The following is a 14,901-nucleotide window of genomic DNA, read 5'->3' on the forward strand; positions in this document are numbered from 1 at the left end:
TGCGGGCGGGGACTGCCAGGTGAAGCGCCCGACGCGGGCCGAGGGCCGAGGATTCAGCGCTTGGCGGGCGATGCCCGGCGCACCATCGCCGTCTCGTCCGGCGTCTCGAAGCCGAACTCGGCGTAGAGGCTGTGCGCGTCGCGCGTGAACAGGGTCCAGCGGAAGTCGTGCCCCGGCCCGTCGTCGATCATGCGTCGCAGGATGCGGCGCGCGATGCCTGCGCCCTGGTGCTCGGCGACGACGAAGACATCGGCGAGGTAGGCGAAGCTCGCTCCGTCCGAGACCGCGCGGGCGAAGCCGACCTGCTCGCCGGTGTCGGCACGGTATGCCCCCACGAGCCGCCAGGCCGAGTCGAGCTGCGACTCGAGCACGGGGCGTTCGCGCCACCGGTCCCAGTAGGCCTGGGACGAGAGCCAGCGCCACACGAGGTCGCGCTGGATGCGGGCGGGTGCGTCATCGATCTCGTACTCCACGTCCCCATTGTGCGGCGACCTCCCGTCGCGCCCAGCCGGTAACACGATGCCAATCACGAGCCCGTGGACCGCGGCTGTGTCAGGCTGTGTGGATGACCGACGATCACGCCGCCGCCCCGCGCCCGCCGCACGGCCCGCGCGATCCCGGCGATGCGTGGGTCGTCGCCCCGTCGGGCGAGCGGTACTGGGGACGCTTCGGTGCCGCCGGTCTGCTGGCCGTCGATCCGGAGCGCGGCGTGCTGCTGCAGCACCGGGTGTCGTGGAGCCACTTCGGCGACACCTGGGGGCTGCCCGGTGGTGCTCGTCACGCGGGGGAGTCCGCGCGGGACGGCGCGCTGCGCGAATCCGCCGAAGAGGCGGGTGTGCCCGCGGATGCCGTCGCGCCGCGGTTCCTGTCGGTGCTCGATGTCGGCGTCTGGACCTACGGCACTCTCGTGGCCGATGTCACGACGCCGTTCCGCCCGGTGATCAGCGACCCCGAGAGCCGCGAGCTGGCGTGGGTCCCCATCGATGAGGTCGAGTCGTTCCCGCTTCATCCCGGCTTCGGCGCGTCGTGGCCTCGGCTGCGCGGCCTGCTCGCGGTGCGGCCGACCATCATCGTCGACGTCGCGAACGTGGTCGGCTCGGTTCCCGACGGCTGGTGGCGCGATCGCGCCGGCGCCGCCGACCGGCTGCTCGCCCAGGTGGCTGCTCTGGCCGAACGGGGGACGGATGCCGCCGGCCTCGATCTGCCGGAGGACACGTGGTTCCCGCGCATCGTGGCCGTCGTCGAGGGGCAGGCTCGCGACGTCGCGGCGCCCGTCGGCATCGACGTCCACCGGGCGCCGGCTGCAGGCGACGACGCGATCGTCGAGGCGGCGACGGCAGCGGTGGCCGCGGGCGACCGGGTCAGCGTCGTGACATCGGATCGCGGGCTGCGCGCGCGTGTGGAGGCCGCCGGGGCACGGGCCGTGTCGACATCGTGGCTTCGCGACCGCCTGTGACGACCATCCGGGCGCGGCGGTTGCTCGCGGCGCTGGCAGCGGTCGCGATCGTCACCGCCGGGCTCGTCGTCCACGGGCTTCTGCCCGACTCCGCCGCGACCGACATCGCGGGTGACGCCCTGTACGCCGTGCTGATCTACGTGCTCGTCGTCGTGCTCGTGCCGCGCGTGTCGGCGACGGTCGTCGCGGTGATCGCCGGGGGCTGGTGCATCGCCGTCGAGCTGCTGCAGCTGAGCGATCTGCCCGCCCGTGCTGCCGAGGCCTTCCCGCCCGCGGTCCTCGTGCTGGGCACGGTGTTCGACGCGCGCGACCTGCTCGTCTACGTCGTGTCGGTCGTCATCGCCGGGGCGCTGGATGCCGCGTGGCGCCGCCGTTCGCGGCATCCGGAGCATCCGCGCGGCTGAGGACGGTCGTCGTCGCCCCCGCGATGATGAGGTCGAGCGCCGCGGTGAACCCGTCGTCGTCGCCGTCGGCGACGCGCTCGGCCGACGCGGCCACGGTGCCCGCTGCAGCACCCCACGCGTCGGCGCTGCGCCGCTGCTGCTGGTGGAAGGTGAACCCGACGACGAAGTGGGTGATGGCGTCGGCGATGGTGTCGGCGAGCGACGCGGGTGCGCCGTGCTCGACCGCCACGGCGCGCAGCTGCGCATGCACGGGCGGTTCGACGAGCCCGAGCGCGAGCGAGCTGGAGACGACCTCCGCGCCGTCGCGGTACGCGAGCAGGCTGTCGTGCAGACGCAGGGCGAGGTCTCGCGCGGCGCCGTCGAGCGTCGTCGACGACGGCGCATCGGCCGCGGCGAGCGGTCGCAGGATGCGCCCGCTGACCGCGGCGAGCAGCTGCTGCTTGTTCTCGACGTGCCAGTACAGCGCGCTCGGCTGCACGCCGAGGTGCTCGGCGAGACGCCGCATCGACAGGTCGGGCAGCCCGACGCGGTCGAGCAGCTCGAGGGCGGCGTCGACGACGTCGTCGCGCGAGCGGCGTGGTGCTCGACTCGCGCGGTTTGAATCGTCGGCGATCATGGCGCTACTCTACCTGAACGTCGTTCACGTGAACGGTGTTCAGGAGGAATCATGCCCCGATCGACCCACGCGGCCCGTCCCGCATTCGACGCGACCGACCTCGCACGCGCAGCGGTCTTCGCCGCCCTCATCGCGGTGCTCGGTCTGCCGGGATCGTTCACGCTGTTCGGTGGTGTCCCCATCACGGCGCAGACGCTCGGTGTGATGCTGGCGGGCGCCGTGCTCGGGCCGGTGGTCGGCGCAGCATCGGTCGGCGCCCTCCTCGCCCTCGTCGCTGTCGGCCTCCCGCTCCTCGCGGGCGGCCGCGGAGGACTGGCGGTCTTCGTGGGCCCGACGGCGGGCTACCTGGTCGGATGGCTCGTCGGTGCCGTGGTCGTCGGGCTCATCGTCCACCTCGGGGGACGGCGCCCGGTATGGTGGCGAACCGTTGCGGGGCTCCTCGTCGGAGGCGTGCTGGTCGTCTACGCATTCGGCATCCCGGTCCAGAGCGCTGTGCTCCGACTTCCCATCGAGCAGGCTGCGCTCGCGAACCTGGCGTTCGTGCCGGGCGACATCGTCAAGGTCGTCGTCGCGACGCTGGTGGTGGGCGCGCTCGTGCGCGGCTACCCGCGGGCTTTCCGGCGCACGTGGGCGCCGCGCGCGGGCACTCGGGTGACCGGCGATGCGCCGACGATGACCCCCACGTCGGCATGACGGCCGGGCGACCCCGCGCGACGGCCACGACGATCGGCGGCATCCGACTCGATGCCGCGACCGTGCGTCTCGGCGACGCTCAGGTGCTGGCACCCCTCACCCTCGATCTCGATGCCCGGACGATCGCGGTGGTCGGCGACAACGGGTCGGGCAAGTCGACGCTCGCCCGGCTCATCGGCGGGCTGGTGCGTCCGACGGGGGGAACGGTCCGGGTGCTCGGCTGCGACCCGGTGCGCGATGCGGCGGAGCTGCGACGTCGCGTCGCGATCGTCTTCAGCAACCCGGACGCGCAGATCGTCATGCCCACGGTCGCCGAGGACGTCGCCTTCTCGCTCCGCGGCGACGGTGCCTCCCGTGCCGGGCGCGCGGCGCGCGTCGGCCGAGCGCTCGAACGGTTCGGTCTGACCGACCTGCGCGATCACCCCGCCCACGAGCTGTCGGGCGGGCAGAAGCAGCTGCTCGCGCTCTGCGGCGCGTTCGTGCGCGAGCCCGAGCTCGTCGTCGCCGACGAGCCCACCGCATTCCTCGACGGGCGGAACGCCGCACGCATCGCGGGACATCTCTTCAGCGACACCGGCCACCGGCTGCTCCTCGTGACCCACGACCTCGAGCTCGCGCGGCGATGCGAGCTCGCCGTGCACGTGGCCGGGGGACGCGTCGTCGCGGCGGGTGGCGCGTCCGAGGTCGTCGACGCGTACGCGAGGACATGGCGATGACGTCGGCCCCGGCGTGCGGGGCGAGATGCTGACGCTCTACCGTCCGGGAGAACGCGGTTGGCACCGGATGCCGGCGGCGCCCAAGACCGTGCTGATCCTCGGCATGGTGATGATCGTCTCGCTCCTGCCGGCATCGCCCCCGACGGCAGCGGTAGCGGCGAGCCTCTGCCTGGCCTGCTACGGCATCCCGGGAACAGGCTGGCGCGAGCTCGCCCGCCAGGTGTGGGCGCTGCGGTGGCTCCTGGTCATCGCGCTCGCCGGTCAGCTGGTCTTCCTCGGTGTCGAGCCCGCGATCGTCGGGACCGTGCGCATCCTGGTCGCGATCCTCCTGGCCTCGCTGCTGGCGCTCACGACGCCGGTCGCGGCGCTCCTCGACCTCTTCGAACGAGTCCTCCGTCCCACTCGGGCGGTCGGTGCCGACCCCGAGCGCATGTCGCTCCTCCTCGTGGTGGCGCTCGGTTCCGTGCCGACGCTCGCCCGCATCGCCCGTGACGTGCGGGATGCGCACCGGGCGCGGGGAGCGCGGGGCGGCATCCGTTCGTCGGCGCTCGCGTTCATCGTCCTCGCGCTCAAGCACGCGGACGATCTGGGCGACGCCCTCACCGCGCGCGGAGTGCGCTGATCAGAGCCGGGGCGCGTCCCGACGCGCCCCGGCTCACCGCACGTCGACGTGCTCGAACCGCTCGCGCGGCACGCGGTCGAGACGCACCGGCTCGCCGTCGGAGATGCCGCATCGGCTGCCCGTCGCGCGGAATCGCTGGATCGCCCATCGACGCACCCCGCGGTCGGCGAGCGTCTCGCCGAGCTCACCGAGCCGCTCGTCGTCGATGAGATCGGGGTGCACGGTGGTGCGGACCTCGACGTCGAGTGGATCGGGGGTCGCGGTGCGCTCCCGCTGAGCCGCGAGCACGAGGTCGAGCGAGCGCAGCGCAGCGCGTCCGCTCGGACCGCGGCCCGTCACGCCGGCGTAGTCGCCGGCCGAGGCCTTCACATCGAGCCCGATCCACGACAGCGCCGGCAGCGCCCTCTCGAGCAGCGCCGGATACGCGCCGCCCGTGTGCAGCCCGACGTCGAACCCGAGCGCGCGGGTCCGTGCGATCGCGTCGGGAAGGGCGCGTTGCATCGTCGGCTCACCGCCCGAGAAGACCACCCCGTCGAGCAGGCCGCGGCGCTCGCCGAGGAAGGCGGCGACCGCCTCCCATGGCATGGTGCCGCGCCCGCGCGGATCGATCAGATCGGGATTGTGGCAGTAACGGCAGTCCCAGGGGCAGCCCTGGAGGAAGACTGTCGCCACCAGGCGGCCGGGCCAATCGACCGTCGAGAACCGTGAGAGTCCCGCGATGCGCAGACGGGATGCCGCGTGGTCGTGCGCCGGAGGCATGTCACACGACCGCCGCGGCGCGCTCGTACGAGAACGCCCGGCGCTCGGCCGCCTCGCCCTTCTTGCCGATGTTGAACGACGCGACCGGGCGGAAGTAGCCCATCACCCGCGTCCACACCTCGCACTCGGCGCGGCACTGCGGGCACGTCGCGTGGTCGCCCGAGAGGTAGCCGTGCTGCGGGCAGATCGAGAACGTCGGCGTGATGGTGATGTACGGGATGCGGAACCGCTCGAGCGAACGGCGGACGAGGGCCTTGCACGCCTCGCCCGTCGGTGCAGCCTCGCCCATGTAGAGGTGCAGGACGGTGCCGCCGGTGTACTTCTGCTGCAGACCCTCCTGGAGTTCCATCGCGAGGAACGGGTCGTCGGTGAAGGCCACCGGCAGCTGCGACGAGTTCGTGTAGTACGGGTTCGTCGCCGTCCCGGCATGACGAATGCCGTCGAAGCGTGCGATGTCGGCGCGGGCGAAGCGGTAGGTCGCCGACTCGGCCGGGGTGGCCTCGAGGTTGTAGAGGTGCCCGGTCTGCTCCTGGAACTCGACCATGCGTGCGCGCACGTGATCGAGCAGGTCTGCGGCGAACCGCATCCCCTCGTCCGTCGTGATGTCGTGCGTGTCGCCGAAGAAGTTGCGCACCGCCTCGTTGAGCCCGTTCACGCCGATCGTCGAGAAGTGGTTGTCGAGGGTGCCGAGGTAGCGTCTGCTGTAGGGGAAGAGGCCGGCGTCGAGGTGGCGTCCGATGACGGCCCGTTTCGCCTCGAGACTGTCGCGGGCGATCTCGAGCAGCCGGTCGAGCTGCGCGTACAGGCCCGGGCGATCGCCGGCGTGCACGAACCCGAGCCGTGCGCAGTTGACGGTGACCACTCCGACGGAGCCGGTCTGCTCCGCTGATCCGAACAACCCGTTCCCGCGCTTGAGCAGCTCGGTGAGGTCGAGCTGCAGCCGGCAGCACATCGACCGGATCATCCCGGGGTCGAGGTCGGAGTTCACGAAGTTCTGGAAGTAGGGCAGGCCGTACTTCGCCGTCATCCCGAACAATGCGTCGACCTCGGGGGCGTCCCAGTCGAAGTCTTTCGTGATGTTGTAGGTCGGAATCGGGAAGGTGAAGGCTCTCCCGTCCGCGTCGCCCTCCGTCATCACCGACAGGAAAGCGCGATTGATCATCGCCATCTCGGGCGCGAGGTCGCCGTAGGTGAAGTCGGCGAGGCGACCGCCCACGAGCGGGCGCTGTTCGGCGAGATCGTCGGGGCAGGTCCAGTCGAAGGTCAGGTTCGTGAAGGGCGTCTGGGTTCCCCACCGTGACGGGACGTTGAGGTTGAACACGAGCTCCTGGATGCCCTGGCGCACCGCGCGGTCATCGAGTGCGTCGAGCCGCACGAACGGGGCGAGGTACGTGTCGAACGAGCTGAACGCCTGCGCTCCCGCCCATTCGTTCTGAAGAGTCCCGAGGAAGTTGACGATCTGCCCGAGGGCGCTCGAGAAGTGCTTCGGCGGGGTCGACGAGATCGCGCCCGGAACCCCGTTGAACCCCTGCTCGAGCAGTTGGCGCAGCGACCAGCCGGCACAGTAGCCGGCGAACACGTCGAGATCGTGGATGTGGATGTCGCCGTCGCGGTGCGCTGCCCCGGCCTCGGGCGCGTAGACCTCGTCGAGCCAGTAGTTGGCGATCAGCTTGCCGGACGCGTTGAGGATGAGGCCGCCCAGGCTGTAGCCCTGGTTGGCGTTCGCGTTGACGCGCCAGTCGCGTCTCTCGAGATACTCCTCGACGGTTGTTCGGACGGGGATTGAGCGCATGGTCATGTGAGTCCCTTCACGAGGCGCCCCAGATGTGGGGGTCGGTTCTCGATTCAGCCACTACATGATGTGTTGCCCTCGCGTGGCGCGCCGGAACAAATCCCCGCACGCCACGCGCGCCAGCGGCGGAGAATGTCGCGGACTTCGGACGTATCGTGCCTAAGGGCCCGAAGTTCGCGACATCCTCCGAGTTCCGTGTCGTGTCGCGTCGCGGATGCGGGGCTCAGCGGGCGAAGCGGAGCGTCACGATCTCGAACGGGCGGAGAGACAGGGGCGCGGCGTCGCCGGAGAGAGCGGATGCCGCGACCTCGCGCTCGAGCAGATCGGTCTGGGTCACCGCGCGGGCGTCGAAACCGGCGCGCACGACCGTGTCGACACGGCGGCCCCATGCCTCGTACAGCCGCACGACGACATCCCCCGAGCCGTCCTCGGCCAGCTTGACCGCCTCGACGACGACCCCCGGGTCCGCCACCGCCACGATCGGTTCGATTTCGGCTGCGGTTCCCGTGACGATCCGCTCGGGCAGGTTCAGCCGGTAGCCCTCGATGACGGCATCCGCCACGTCCGCGCCGACGACCAGGCCGACTCGCAGCGCGTACGTGCCCTGGTCCTGCGTGGGGTCAGGGAACAGTGCCGACCGGATCAGCGACAGGCGGACGACCGAGATCGTACCGCCGCCGGCCGATCGCTCGGCGCGCGTGATGTCGTGACCGTACGTCGAGTCGTTGACCACCGCGACACCGAAGCCGGGCTCGCCCACGCGTACCCAGCGCTGCGCGACGGTCTCGAAGCGGGCGGCATCCCACGACGTGTTGGTGTGGGTCTTCCGCTCGATGTGGCCGAACTGCACCTCCGAGGTCGCGCTGTCGGTGTGCACGTCGACGGGGAACGCGAGCTTCAGCAGCTTCTGCGATTCGTGCCAGTCGAGCTCGAACCCGAGCGACACGGTGCGAGAGTCCGCTGCCAGCCCGATGCGCTCGGTCACCCGCGACGAGCCGAACGACCGGGTGACGACGATCTCGTCGCCGTCGAGCTCGAGACCATCGAGGCCGTCGAGGTCGGTCACGGTGTTCCGGTAGTGCACGTCGACGTCCCAGGCATCCCACTGGGTCGGGGTGTCGCGGTGCAGCTGCAGCAGAGCGGATGCCGTACCCGGCGGCACGCTCTCGCGACCGCTCGCCACGTCGACGGCCGAGACGATCACGCCGCGATCGTCGACCACCACGCGCACGATACCGTTGTCGAGCACCCAGCCCTCGGGCGAGCGTTCGGGGCGCACGCGGGCGGCCTCGGGGGCGGCTGCTGCACCGAGAGCCGCGACCCCGCCGCGAGCGTGGGGCGCTGCATTGACCCGCAGCTCGTGCGTCGCCTCGCCCGGCTCGGGCGACCCGGCCAACGCCGTCAACGCTTCGCCGATGATCTCTTCGAGCTCACGGGCGACGGCGGCGTAGTTGCGCTCGGCGTCCTGGTACACCCACGCGATCGACGATCCCGGCAGGATGTCGTGGAACTGCTGCAGCAGCACCGTCTCCCATGCGCGGGCGAGTCTCTCGGCGGGGTAGGGGGCGCCCGTGCGCACAGCCGCGGTCGTCGCCCACAGCTCGGCTTCGCGCAGCAGGTGCTCGCTGCGTCGGTTGCCCTGCTTCGTAGCGAGCTGGCTCGTGTAGGTGCCGCGGTGGAACTCCAGGTACAGCTCGCCGACCCACACCTCCGGGTCGGGGTACTCCGCCTCGGCGGTCTCGAAGAATCGCCGGGGCGTCGAGTGCACGACTCGCGGCGATCCCTCGAGCGAGGTGGTGCGCGCGATCGCCGCTGTCATCTCGCGGGTGGGCCCGCCGCCGCCGTCGCCGAAGCCGTAGGGGAGCAGCGAGACGGTGCCGCGTCCCTTGTCGGCGTAGTTGCGTTCGGCGTGCGCCAGCTCGGCTGCCGAGACGACCGAGTTGTACGAATCGACCGGCGGGAAGTGGGTGAACAGGCGTGTTCCGTCGATGCCCTCCCACCGGAAGGTGTGGTGCGGCATCCGGTTCGTCTCGTTCCACGAGATCTTCTGGGTGAGGAACCACCGCGCCCCCGCGGCTTTCGCGATCTGGGGGAGGGCGCCGCTGTATCCGAACGAGTCGGGAAGCCACACCTCGGGGGTGTCGATGCCGAACTCGCGCTGGAAGAACCCCTTGCCCGCGACGAACTGCCGAGCCAGGGCCTCGGCGCCGGGCAGGTTGGTGTCGGATTCGACCCACATGCTGCCGACCGGCACGAACCGCCCCTCGGCCACGCGTGCCCGGATGCGCTCGAACAGGTCGGGGTAGTACTCCTTGACCCACGCGTACTGCTGCGCTGAAGACGCGGCGAAGACGAAGTCGGGATCCTCGTCCATCAGCGAGAGGACGTTCGAGAACGTGCGGGCGACCTTTCGCACCGTCTCACGCACCGGCCACAGCCACGCCGAGTCGATGTGGGCATGTCCCACGGCGTGCAGCGTGTGCGCGCTCGCCGAGGCCGGAGCCGCGATCACGGGCGCGAGCACGGCGCGACCCGCTGCTGCGGTTGCCGCCACATCCTGCGGGTCGACGACGTCGATCATCCGTTCCAACGCGAGCAGGATGTCGGCGCGCCGCGGCGAGGTCGCGTCGAGCTGCGCCGCGAGTCCTCGAAGCGCGGAGGTGTCGGCCAGCAGCGCCGAGACCTCGAGGTCGCGCAGGCGCACATCGACCGTGCGCAGCACGTACACGGGGTCGGCGCCTGCCGTCGCCCGGTCGCCGACCGGTGTGGGCGCGAAGGTGAAGATGCTCCCGACGTCGGGGTTCGACGCACCCTCGACGAAGACGTCGACCGCGCCGCCCGGCGACACCGCCTCGGCGGCGACGTTGTTGAACGGTGCGATCCCGCGCAGCGGCCGGCCGTCGACCGACCACACCATCGCCTCGCACTGGAAGCCCGCCTGCCCCGACGTGAAGCCGAGGTCGACGACGAGTTCGGCGCGCGTCCCCGGGATCGGCCGGCCGCCCTCGAACCAGTCGGCCGGCGCATCGCCCGTGACGCGGAACCAGGTCGTCCCCCACGGGCGCCCCCAGGGCTGACCGACCTCGATCGGGCGGTAGTCGCCGGCGCGGGCTTCGTCGAAGGCCACCGGTTCGCCCGGTGCGTCCCAGGCGGTGACCGAGAGCGGGTGCGAGGCGCGGTGGATCGCGGGAGCGAGACGCTCGCGCATGAATCGGTCGATGCGCAGCAGCGCGAGGGCGGAGCGGTCGTGCATGGAGAAGCCTTTCGAAGAAGAGGTGCGTCAGCCCTTGACGGAGCCGGCGAGCGCGAACGCTCCGCCGGAGAAGCGCTGGACGAGGACGTACAGCACCACCATGGGCGCGGCGTAGAGCACCGAGTAAGCGGCGAGCTGGCCGTAGGCGATCGAGCCGTACTGACCGAAGAAGTTGAAGATCGACACCGCTGCCGGAAACTTCGACGAGGTGAACAGCAGCACGAAGGGGACGAAGAAATTCCCCCACGCGGTCGTGAAGACGAAGATGAACACGACGCCGATGCCCGATCTCATGAGCGGGATGACGATGCGCGCGAGGGCCTGCATCGACCCGGCGCCGTCGACCCACGCGGCCTCCTCGAGCGAGATCGGCACGGAGTCCATGAAGTTCTTCAGCATCCAGATCGCCATCGGCAGGGATGTCGCCGCCATGAAGACGATGACGCCCCACACCGAGTCGAGCAGTCCGAATGAGACGAACAGCGCGTAGACCGGAACCATCATCGCGGTGATCGGCAGTCCCGTGCCGAAGAGGATGGCGTACATGAACGTCTTCTGGAACCGCATCGCGTAGCGCGAGAGCGGGTAGGCGGCGAGCACGCCGACGACGACGGTGATGACGGCGGTGCCGAGCGACACGAGGATCGAGTTCAGGAGCGGCTGGAACGTCAGCTCCCACGTCATCACCTGCGTGTAGTTCTCGAGCGTCCAGGTGTCGGGCACCTTCATGGTGACCTTCGCGTCGCCGTCGAACGACGCGAACACGATCCACAGCAGCGGGACGAGGAAGAGCACCCCGATCGCAGCGAGGATGACCGAGGACAGCACGGTCTGGGCGCGCTTGCGCGGCGCCGAGACCGAGGTGGCGATGGCGGCCATGTCAGTCGACCTCCGGCTTGAGGATGCGGATGTACACGGCGGAGAACACGGCGCCGATCAGGAGGGTGACGACGGCGATCGCCGTGCCGTAGCCGACCTGGGCGAACTTGAACGCCTCCTGGAACGCCAGCACGGGCAGCGTGGACGACTGCGTTCCCGGCCCGCCTCCCGTCATGACCCAGATGAGGGTGAAGACCCCGAGCGTCTGCAGCGTCGTCAGCAGCAGGTTCGTGGAAATCGAGCGACGGATGACGGGCAGGGTGACGCGGATGAACCGCTGCCAGGCTCCGGCGCCGTCGATCGTCGCGGCCTCGATCAGCTCGGGCGGCACCTCCGAGAGCGCGGCGTTGTAGACCATCATCGAGAAGGCGGTGCCGCGCCAGATGTTCGCGAGGATGACCGCGAGCATCGGGAAGTAGTACAGCCAGCTCGTGCCCTCGAGGCCGAACCAGCCGAGGAAGGTGTTGAGCGTGCCGTCGGTCTGGAAGAAGGCGTAGAGGGCGAACGCGGCGACGATCTCGGGAAGGACCCAGGCGAGCACCACGAGGCCGCCGACGATCGAGCGCAGTGGCTTCACCGAGCTGCGGATGAGGACGGCCAGCAGCATCCCGAGGACGTTCTGGCCGAGCACGGCGGAGGCCAGCACGAAGACGACCGTGAGCGCGAGTGAGAGCCAGAACTCCGCGGAGCCGAAGAGCGCGGTGTAGTTGTCGAGTCCGATGAACTGCGGGTTCGCGGCGCGGGGGCCGGTCATCGCGCGATCGGTGAGCGAGCCGTAGAGGGCGTAGACGATCGGCCCGAGCATGAACGCCAGCAGCAGCAGGACCGCGGGCAGGAGCGGGAGCAGACGTGCGGCGGCACGGCCGGCCGACCGTCCGGACCGGGAGGTGATCTCCCGGCCCGGACGGTGCCGACCGCCGGTGGTGACGGTGGCGGTGGCGGTCATCGCTGGCTCAACCCGCCTGCGTGTTCTCCTCGCCGACGATGCCGACGAGAGCGGAGTCGTACGCGGCCTGCGCGTCTTGCGGGGTCGCCTGGCCGGTGAAGATCGACTCCGTCGCCCGTGGGATGTTGGCCGAGATCTGCGAGTAGTCGGGCGTCGCCGGGCGGAAGTGGGTGTACGGGACGAGCGAGGAGAAGAACTCGAACGACGGGTTGTAGTCGAGGTACTCCTGGCTCGCGGCGACATCCTTGCGCACCGCGATCTGCCCGGCCTCCTGGTGGTACATCAGCGCGTTCTCGAAGGTCAGCGCCTGCGCGATGAAGTCGAACGCGGCCTGCGGGTTCTTCGCGTTGGATCCCATCGCGAGCGTCCATCCGCCCGACATCGAGGTGAAGCCGTCGCCGCCGCCGTCCTGCGTCGGCATCGCGGCGAAGCCCATCGTCTGCTCCCACTCCGGCCAGGCGTTTTCGCCGTCGATCCAGTTGCTCGGCAGCCAGGAGCCGTCGAGCGCGATCGCGATGCCGCCCTGGGGGAGCAGCTCCGTGCTGACCTTGGTGCCCCAGCCGGCGTCGAGCGCCTGCGCGGGGTCGGGGCCGAGCTTCTCGTCGGCGACGGTCTTGTAGAACTCGAGCGCGTCGCGGAAACCGGCCGACCCGGTGACCCACTTGTTGGTGTCGGTGTCGAGCAGTTCGTCTCCCGTGCCGTAGAGCAGCATCTCGAAGCCCTGCATCGAGGTCGCCTCGCCCAGCGCCTGCGAGGCGTAGATGTTGAACGGGATGACGTCGGGGTTGCTCTCCTTGATGGTGCGCGCGGCCTCGAGCACGTCGTCCCAGCTCTCCGGCGCCCAGTCCTCGGGCAGGCCCGCCGCCGCGAACAGCTGCTTGTTGAAGTAGAGGCCGCGGGTATCGGTGCCGAGTGAGACGCCGTACGTCTTGCCGTCGTCGCCGAGGCCCGCCTGCTTGGCGCCCTCGTCGTACTGTTCCCACTGGTCCCAGTCGGCGAGGTAGTCGTCGATCGGCTGCAGGTATCCGGCGGCGGCATCTGATCGGATCTGGAAGGTGTCCTCGTAGATGACATCGGGGGCGGTCCCCGCCGACCCGTTCATCAGGGCGAGCTTGGTGAAGTACTGGTCCTGCTCGGCCTCGATCGGGACGAGCTCGACCGTCATCCCCTCGTTCGCGGCCTCGTACTCCTCTTTGGTCTTCTTCATGAGCTCGTCCATCGCGGTGAACGACGTGGTCTTCTGGTAGGCGACGCGGATGGTGTCCGACGACGCCGCGTCGCCTCCGCCGCTGCCGCAACTCGTGAGAACGAGCGAGAACGCGGCGATTCCGACGACCGCTGCGGTCGTGGTGGATCTCTTCATGGTCGAAGCTCCTTTGCTTGGACAAGAGCGCTGGTGCGCGCGCACGTCTTTTCTAAACCAAATGGAATAAAAGGACAAGGTTTCGCCCGCACCTTTTCTTCGCGGGGTCAACCCGCCGTGCCCGCGATCATCAGGTCGGTCGGGCGCGGCGTCATCGCGGCGTCGAGCACGAGGCATGCGGCCCCGGCGGCTGCCGCGTCGGTGGCGAGCGCGCTCTCGAGCACCCGGATGCCGCGGACCGTGGCTGTCTCGGTGCTCGCCGCGACGGCGTCGGACAGGGCGCTGCTCGCGCTCGCCGACAGCAGCGTCCACAGGGGGCCGCCGACGACGACGACATCCGCGTCGAGGAGGTTGTTGATCTGAACGACCGCACGCGCGAGGCTCGACCCGGCCCGCCTGACCGCGGCCGCAGCGCGCTCGTCACCGCCGCCGGCCCGGGATGCCAGCTCGCGCAGGCGCTCCCGGAGCGCGGGCGCGGCGACGGGCTCAGCACCGTCGATCACGCCGCCGTCGACGAGCAGCCGTTCGGGCGCGATCGCCGCGCCGAGGCACCCGCGCTGACCGCATCCGCACATCGGCCCGTTCGGTTCGACGACGAGATGCGCGACGTCGCCGGCGTTGCCCGTCCGGCCGCGGATCGGAGTGCCGTCGACCGCGAGGCCCACACCCACGCCGGCGCCGTAGTAGACGAAGATCGAGTCCTGCAGCTCTTGCGCTGCATCGCGCCAGAGCTCGCCGACCATCGCGGCCACGACGTCCTTCTCCACCGTCGTCGGCAGTCCCGTCGCCTCGTGCAGCAGCGGGCCGAGGGCGAGGTCGTGCCAGATCGGGGGCAGGAGCGGGGGCTCGAACAGGATGCCCGCCTCCGCGTCGAGGGGGCCGGGGGCCGCGACGCCGATGCCGAGCACGGATGCCCGCGATCGCCCACCCTCCACGAGAAGCGACTCGACGGTGCCGACGAGGTCGGCGACGATCTGATCCCGAGTCGCGTCGGGGCGCGGCGTCCGTTCGGTCTGCGCGACCACGTGACCGAGGAGATCGACGACGACGACGGTCTCGACCGCAGGATCGAGGTGGATGCCGACGGCGCATCGCGCGGCGGGATCGAGCTGGAGCGGGGTGCGGGGCTTGCCGGGGCCCGAGACGACCGGCGTGCCCTCGCGCACCCAGCCCTCGGCGACGAGACGGCGGGCGACGTTGCTGAGCGTCTGGGCGGAGAGGCCGGTGCGGGCGGCCAGCTCGATGCGGCTGATGCCCTCGGGGGAGCGCCGGATCAGGTCGAGCACGAGCGTCTGGTTGTACGTGCCGACGGCCGGCAGATTCGAGCCGCGTCTCATGGTTCCTCCCGTCGAACCATACTGTGCGGGTGCATGGCGAAGGCCCGCCCGGCGAACCGGACGGG

General features: G+C 70.6%; 14 protein-coding genes. 5 read left to right on the forward strand and 9 right to left on the reverse strand.

The features are described 5' to 3' along the window. Positions 1-53 precede the first annotated feature (53 nt). The gene (locus tag DEU36_RS11710) at positions 54-473 is read right to left on the reverse strand and encodes a GNAT family N-acetyltransferase (RefSeq protein WP_120264535.1); all 420 of its coding nucleotides are present in this window, start codon (positions 471-473) and stop codon (positions 54-56) included. Between the two features lie 92 nt (positions 474-565). On the opposite strand from DEU36_RS11710, the gene DEU36_RS11715 reads away from it, so the two are divergent. Together DEU36_RS11715 and DEU36_RS11720 are read left to right on the forward strand one after the other, a co-directional pair. Continuing rightward, complete coding sequence (locus tag DEU36_RS11715) at positions 566-1,456, forward strand: NUDIX domain-containing protein (RefSeq protein ID WP_120264536.1); 891 nt, start codon at positions 566-568, stop codon at positions 1,454-1,456. Beyond that, positions 1,453-1,860 (forward strand): DUF2809 domain-containing protein, encoded by a 408-nt coding sequence (locus tag DEU36_RS11720; RefSeq protein ID WP_259455363.1) that lies wholly within the window; start codon positions 1,453-1,455, stop codon positions 1,858-1,860. Before DEU36_RS11715 ends, DEU36_RS11720 begins: the two co-directional genes overlap by 4 nt. Here the strand turns inward: DEU36_RS11720 and DEU36_RS11725 are convergent. Continuing rightward, positions 1,793-2,476, reverse strand: a complete 684-nt coding sequence (locus DEU36_RS11725) for a TetR family transcriptional regulator (protein ID WP_120264537.1) — start codon at positions 2,474-2,476, stop codon at positions 1,793-1,795. The two genes, DEU36_RS11720 and DEU36_RS11725, sit on opposite strands and share 68 nt — an antisense overlap. A gap of 51 nt (positions 2,477-2,527) precedes the next feature. Here DEU36_RS11725 and DEU36_RS11730 point away from each other — a divergent pair, with 51 nt between their 5' ends. From DEU36_RS11730 to DEU36_RS11740, 3 genes are read left to right on the forward strand one after another with little or no spacing between them, the layout of a single operon-like run. Next, positions 2,528-3,169 (forward strand): biotin transporter BioY, encoded by a 642-nt coding sequence (locus DEU36_RS11730; RefSeq protein ID WP_120264538.1) that lies wholly within the window; start codon positions 2,528-2,530, stop codon positions 3,167-3,169. Beyond that, positions 3,166-3,885, forward strand: coding sequence for an energy-coupling factor ABC transporter ATP-binding protein (locus DEU36_RS11735; protein ID WP_120264539.1), 720 nt, complete (start codon positions 3,166-3,168; stop codon positions 3,883-3,885). The genes DEU36_RS11730 and DEU36_RS11735 overlap by 4 nt, the downstream gene beginning before the upstream one ends. Positions 3,886-3,910: 25 nt before the next feature. After that, positions 3,911-4,507 (forward strand): energy-coupling factor transporter transmembrane protein EcfT, encoded by a 597-nt coding sequence (locus DEU36_RS11740; protein ID WP_120265144.1) that lies wholly within the window; start codon positions 3,911-3,913, stop codon positions 4,505-4,507. A 33-nt stretch (positions 4,508-4,540) separates the two neighbouring features. Here DEU36_RS11740 and DEU36_RS11745 read toward each other — a convergent pair whose 3' ends face one another. The 7 genes from DEU36_RS11745 to DEU36_RS11775 form a co-directional block, all read right to left on the reverse strand. Continuing rightward, entirely contained in the window at positions 4,541-5,266 is a 726-nt protein-coding gene (locus DEU36_RS11745; protein ID WP_120264540.1) for an anaerobic ribonucleoside-triphosphate reductase activating protein, read from the reverse strand. A 1-nt stretch (position 5,267) separates the two neighbouring features. Continuing rightward, positions 5,268-7,064: a ribonucleoside triphosphate reductase gene (locus DEU36_RS11750; RefSeq protein ID WP_120264541.1), complete on the reverse strand. Its 1,797-nt coding sequence runs from the start codon at positions 7,062-7,064 to the stop codon at positions 5,268-5,270. 217 nt (positions 7,065-7,281) lie between these two features. Further along, on the reverse strand, positions 7,282-10,311 hold the full coding sequence (locus DEU36_RS11755; protein ID WP_120264542.1) for a glycoside hydrolase family 38 C-terminal domain-containing protein: 3,030 nt from the start codon (positions 10,309-10,311) through the stop codon (positions 7,282-7,284). 27 nt (positions 10,312-10,338) lie between these two features. Beyond that, positions 10,339-11,190: a carbohydrate ABC transporter permease gene (locus DEU36_RS11760; RefSeq protein ID WP_120264543.1), complete on the reverse strand. Its 852-nt coding sequence runs from the start codon at positions 11,188-11,190 to the stop codon at positions 10,339-10,341. Between the two features lies 1 nt (position 11,191). Further along, positions 11,192-12,136: a carbohydrate ABC transporter permease gene (locus DEU36_RS11765; protein WP_120264544.1), complete on the reverse strand. Its 945-nt coding sequence runs from the start codon at positions 12,134-12,136 to the stop codon at positions 11,192-11,194. Between the two features lie 7 nt (positions 12,137-12,143). Beyond that, positions 12,144-13,499: an extracellular solute-binding protein gene (locus DEU36_RS11770; protein WP_120264545.1), complete on the reverse strand. Its 1,356-nt coding sequence runs from the start codon at positions 13,497-13,499 to the stop codon at positions 12,144-12,146. 107 nt (positions 13,500-13,606) lie between these two features. Beyond that, positions 13,607-14,836 (reverse strand): ROK family transcriptional regulator, encoded by a 1,230-nt coding sequence (locus DEU36_RS11775; protein ID WP_120264546.1) that lies wholly within the window; start codon positions 14,834-14,836, stop codon positions 13,607-13,609. Between the last annotated feature and the right edge of the window lie 65 nt (positions 14,837-14,901).

Source organism: Microbacterium sp. AG238, from assembly GCF_003610405.1.
Lineage (GTDB): Bacteria > Actinomycetota > Actinomycetes > Actinomycetales > Microbacteriaceae > Microbacterium.

Excerpts from the sequence above, each read along its gene's own strand:
- DEU36_RS11770 (WP_120264545.1), bottom strand. The coding sequence starts at position 13,499 with ATGAAGAGATCCACCACGACCGCAGCGGTCGTCGGAATCGCCGCGTTC.
- DEU36_RS11740 (WP_120265144.1), top strand. The coding sequence starts at position 3,911 with ATGCTGACGCTCTACCGTCCGGGAGAACGCGGTTGGCACCGGATGCCG.
- DEU36_RS11765 (WP_120264544.1), bottom strand. The coding sequence starts at position 12,136 with ATGACCGCCACCGCCACCGTCACCACCGGCGGTCGGCACCGTCCGGGC.
- DEU36_RS11760 (WP_120264543.1), bottom strand. The coding sequence starts at position 11,190 with ATGGCCGCCATCGCCACCTCGGTCTCGGCGCCGCGCAAGCGCGCCCAG.
- DEU36_RS11735 (WP_120264539.1), top strand. The coding sequence starts at position 3,166 with ATGACGGCCGGGCGACCCCGCGCGACGGCCACGACGATCGGCGGCATC.
- DEU36_RS11755 (WP_120264542.1), bottom strand. The coding sequence starts at position 10,311 with ATGCACGACCGCTCCGCCCTCGCGCTGCTGCGCATCGACCGATTCATG.
- DEU36_RS11750 (WP_120264541.1), bottom strand. The coding sequence starts at position 7,064 with ATGACCATGCGCTCAATCCCCGTCCGAACAACCGTCGAGGAGTATCTC.
- DEU36_RS11775 (WP_120264546.1), bottom strand. The coding sequence starts at position 14,836 with ATGAGACGCGGCTCGAATCTGCCGGCCGTCGGCACGTACAACCAGACG.
- DEU36_RS11745 (WP_120264540.1), bottom strand. The coding sequence starts at position 5,266 with ATGCCTCCGGCGCACGACCACGCGGCATCCCGTCTGCGCATCGCGGGA.
- DEU36_RS11725 (WP_120264537.1), bottom strand. The coding sequence starts at position 2,476 with ATGATCGCCGACGATTCAAACCGCGCGAGTCGAGCACCACGCCGCTCG.
- DEU36_RS11730 (WP_120264538.1), top strand. The coding sequence starts at position 2,528 with ATGCCCCGATCGACCCACGCGGCCCGTCCCGCATTCGACGCGACCGAC.
- DEU36_RS11715 (WP_120264536.1), top strand. The coding sequence starts at position 566 with ATGACCGACGATCACGCCGCCGCCCCGCGCCCGCCGCACGGCCCGCGC.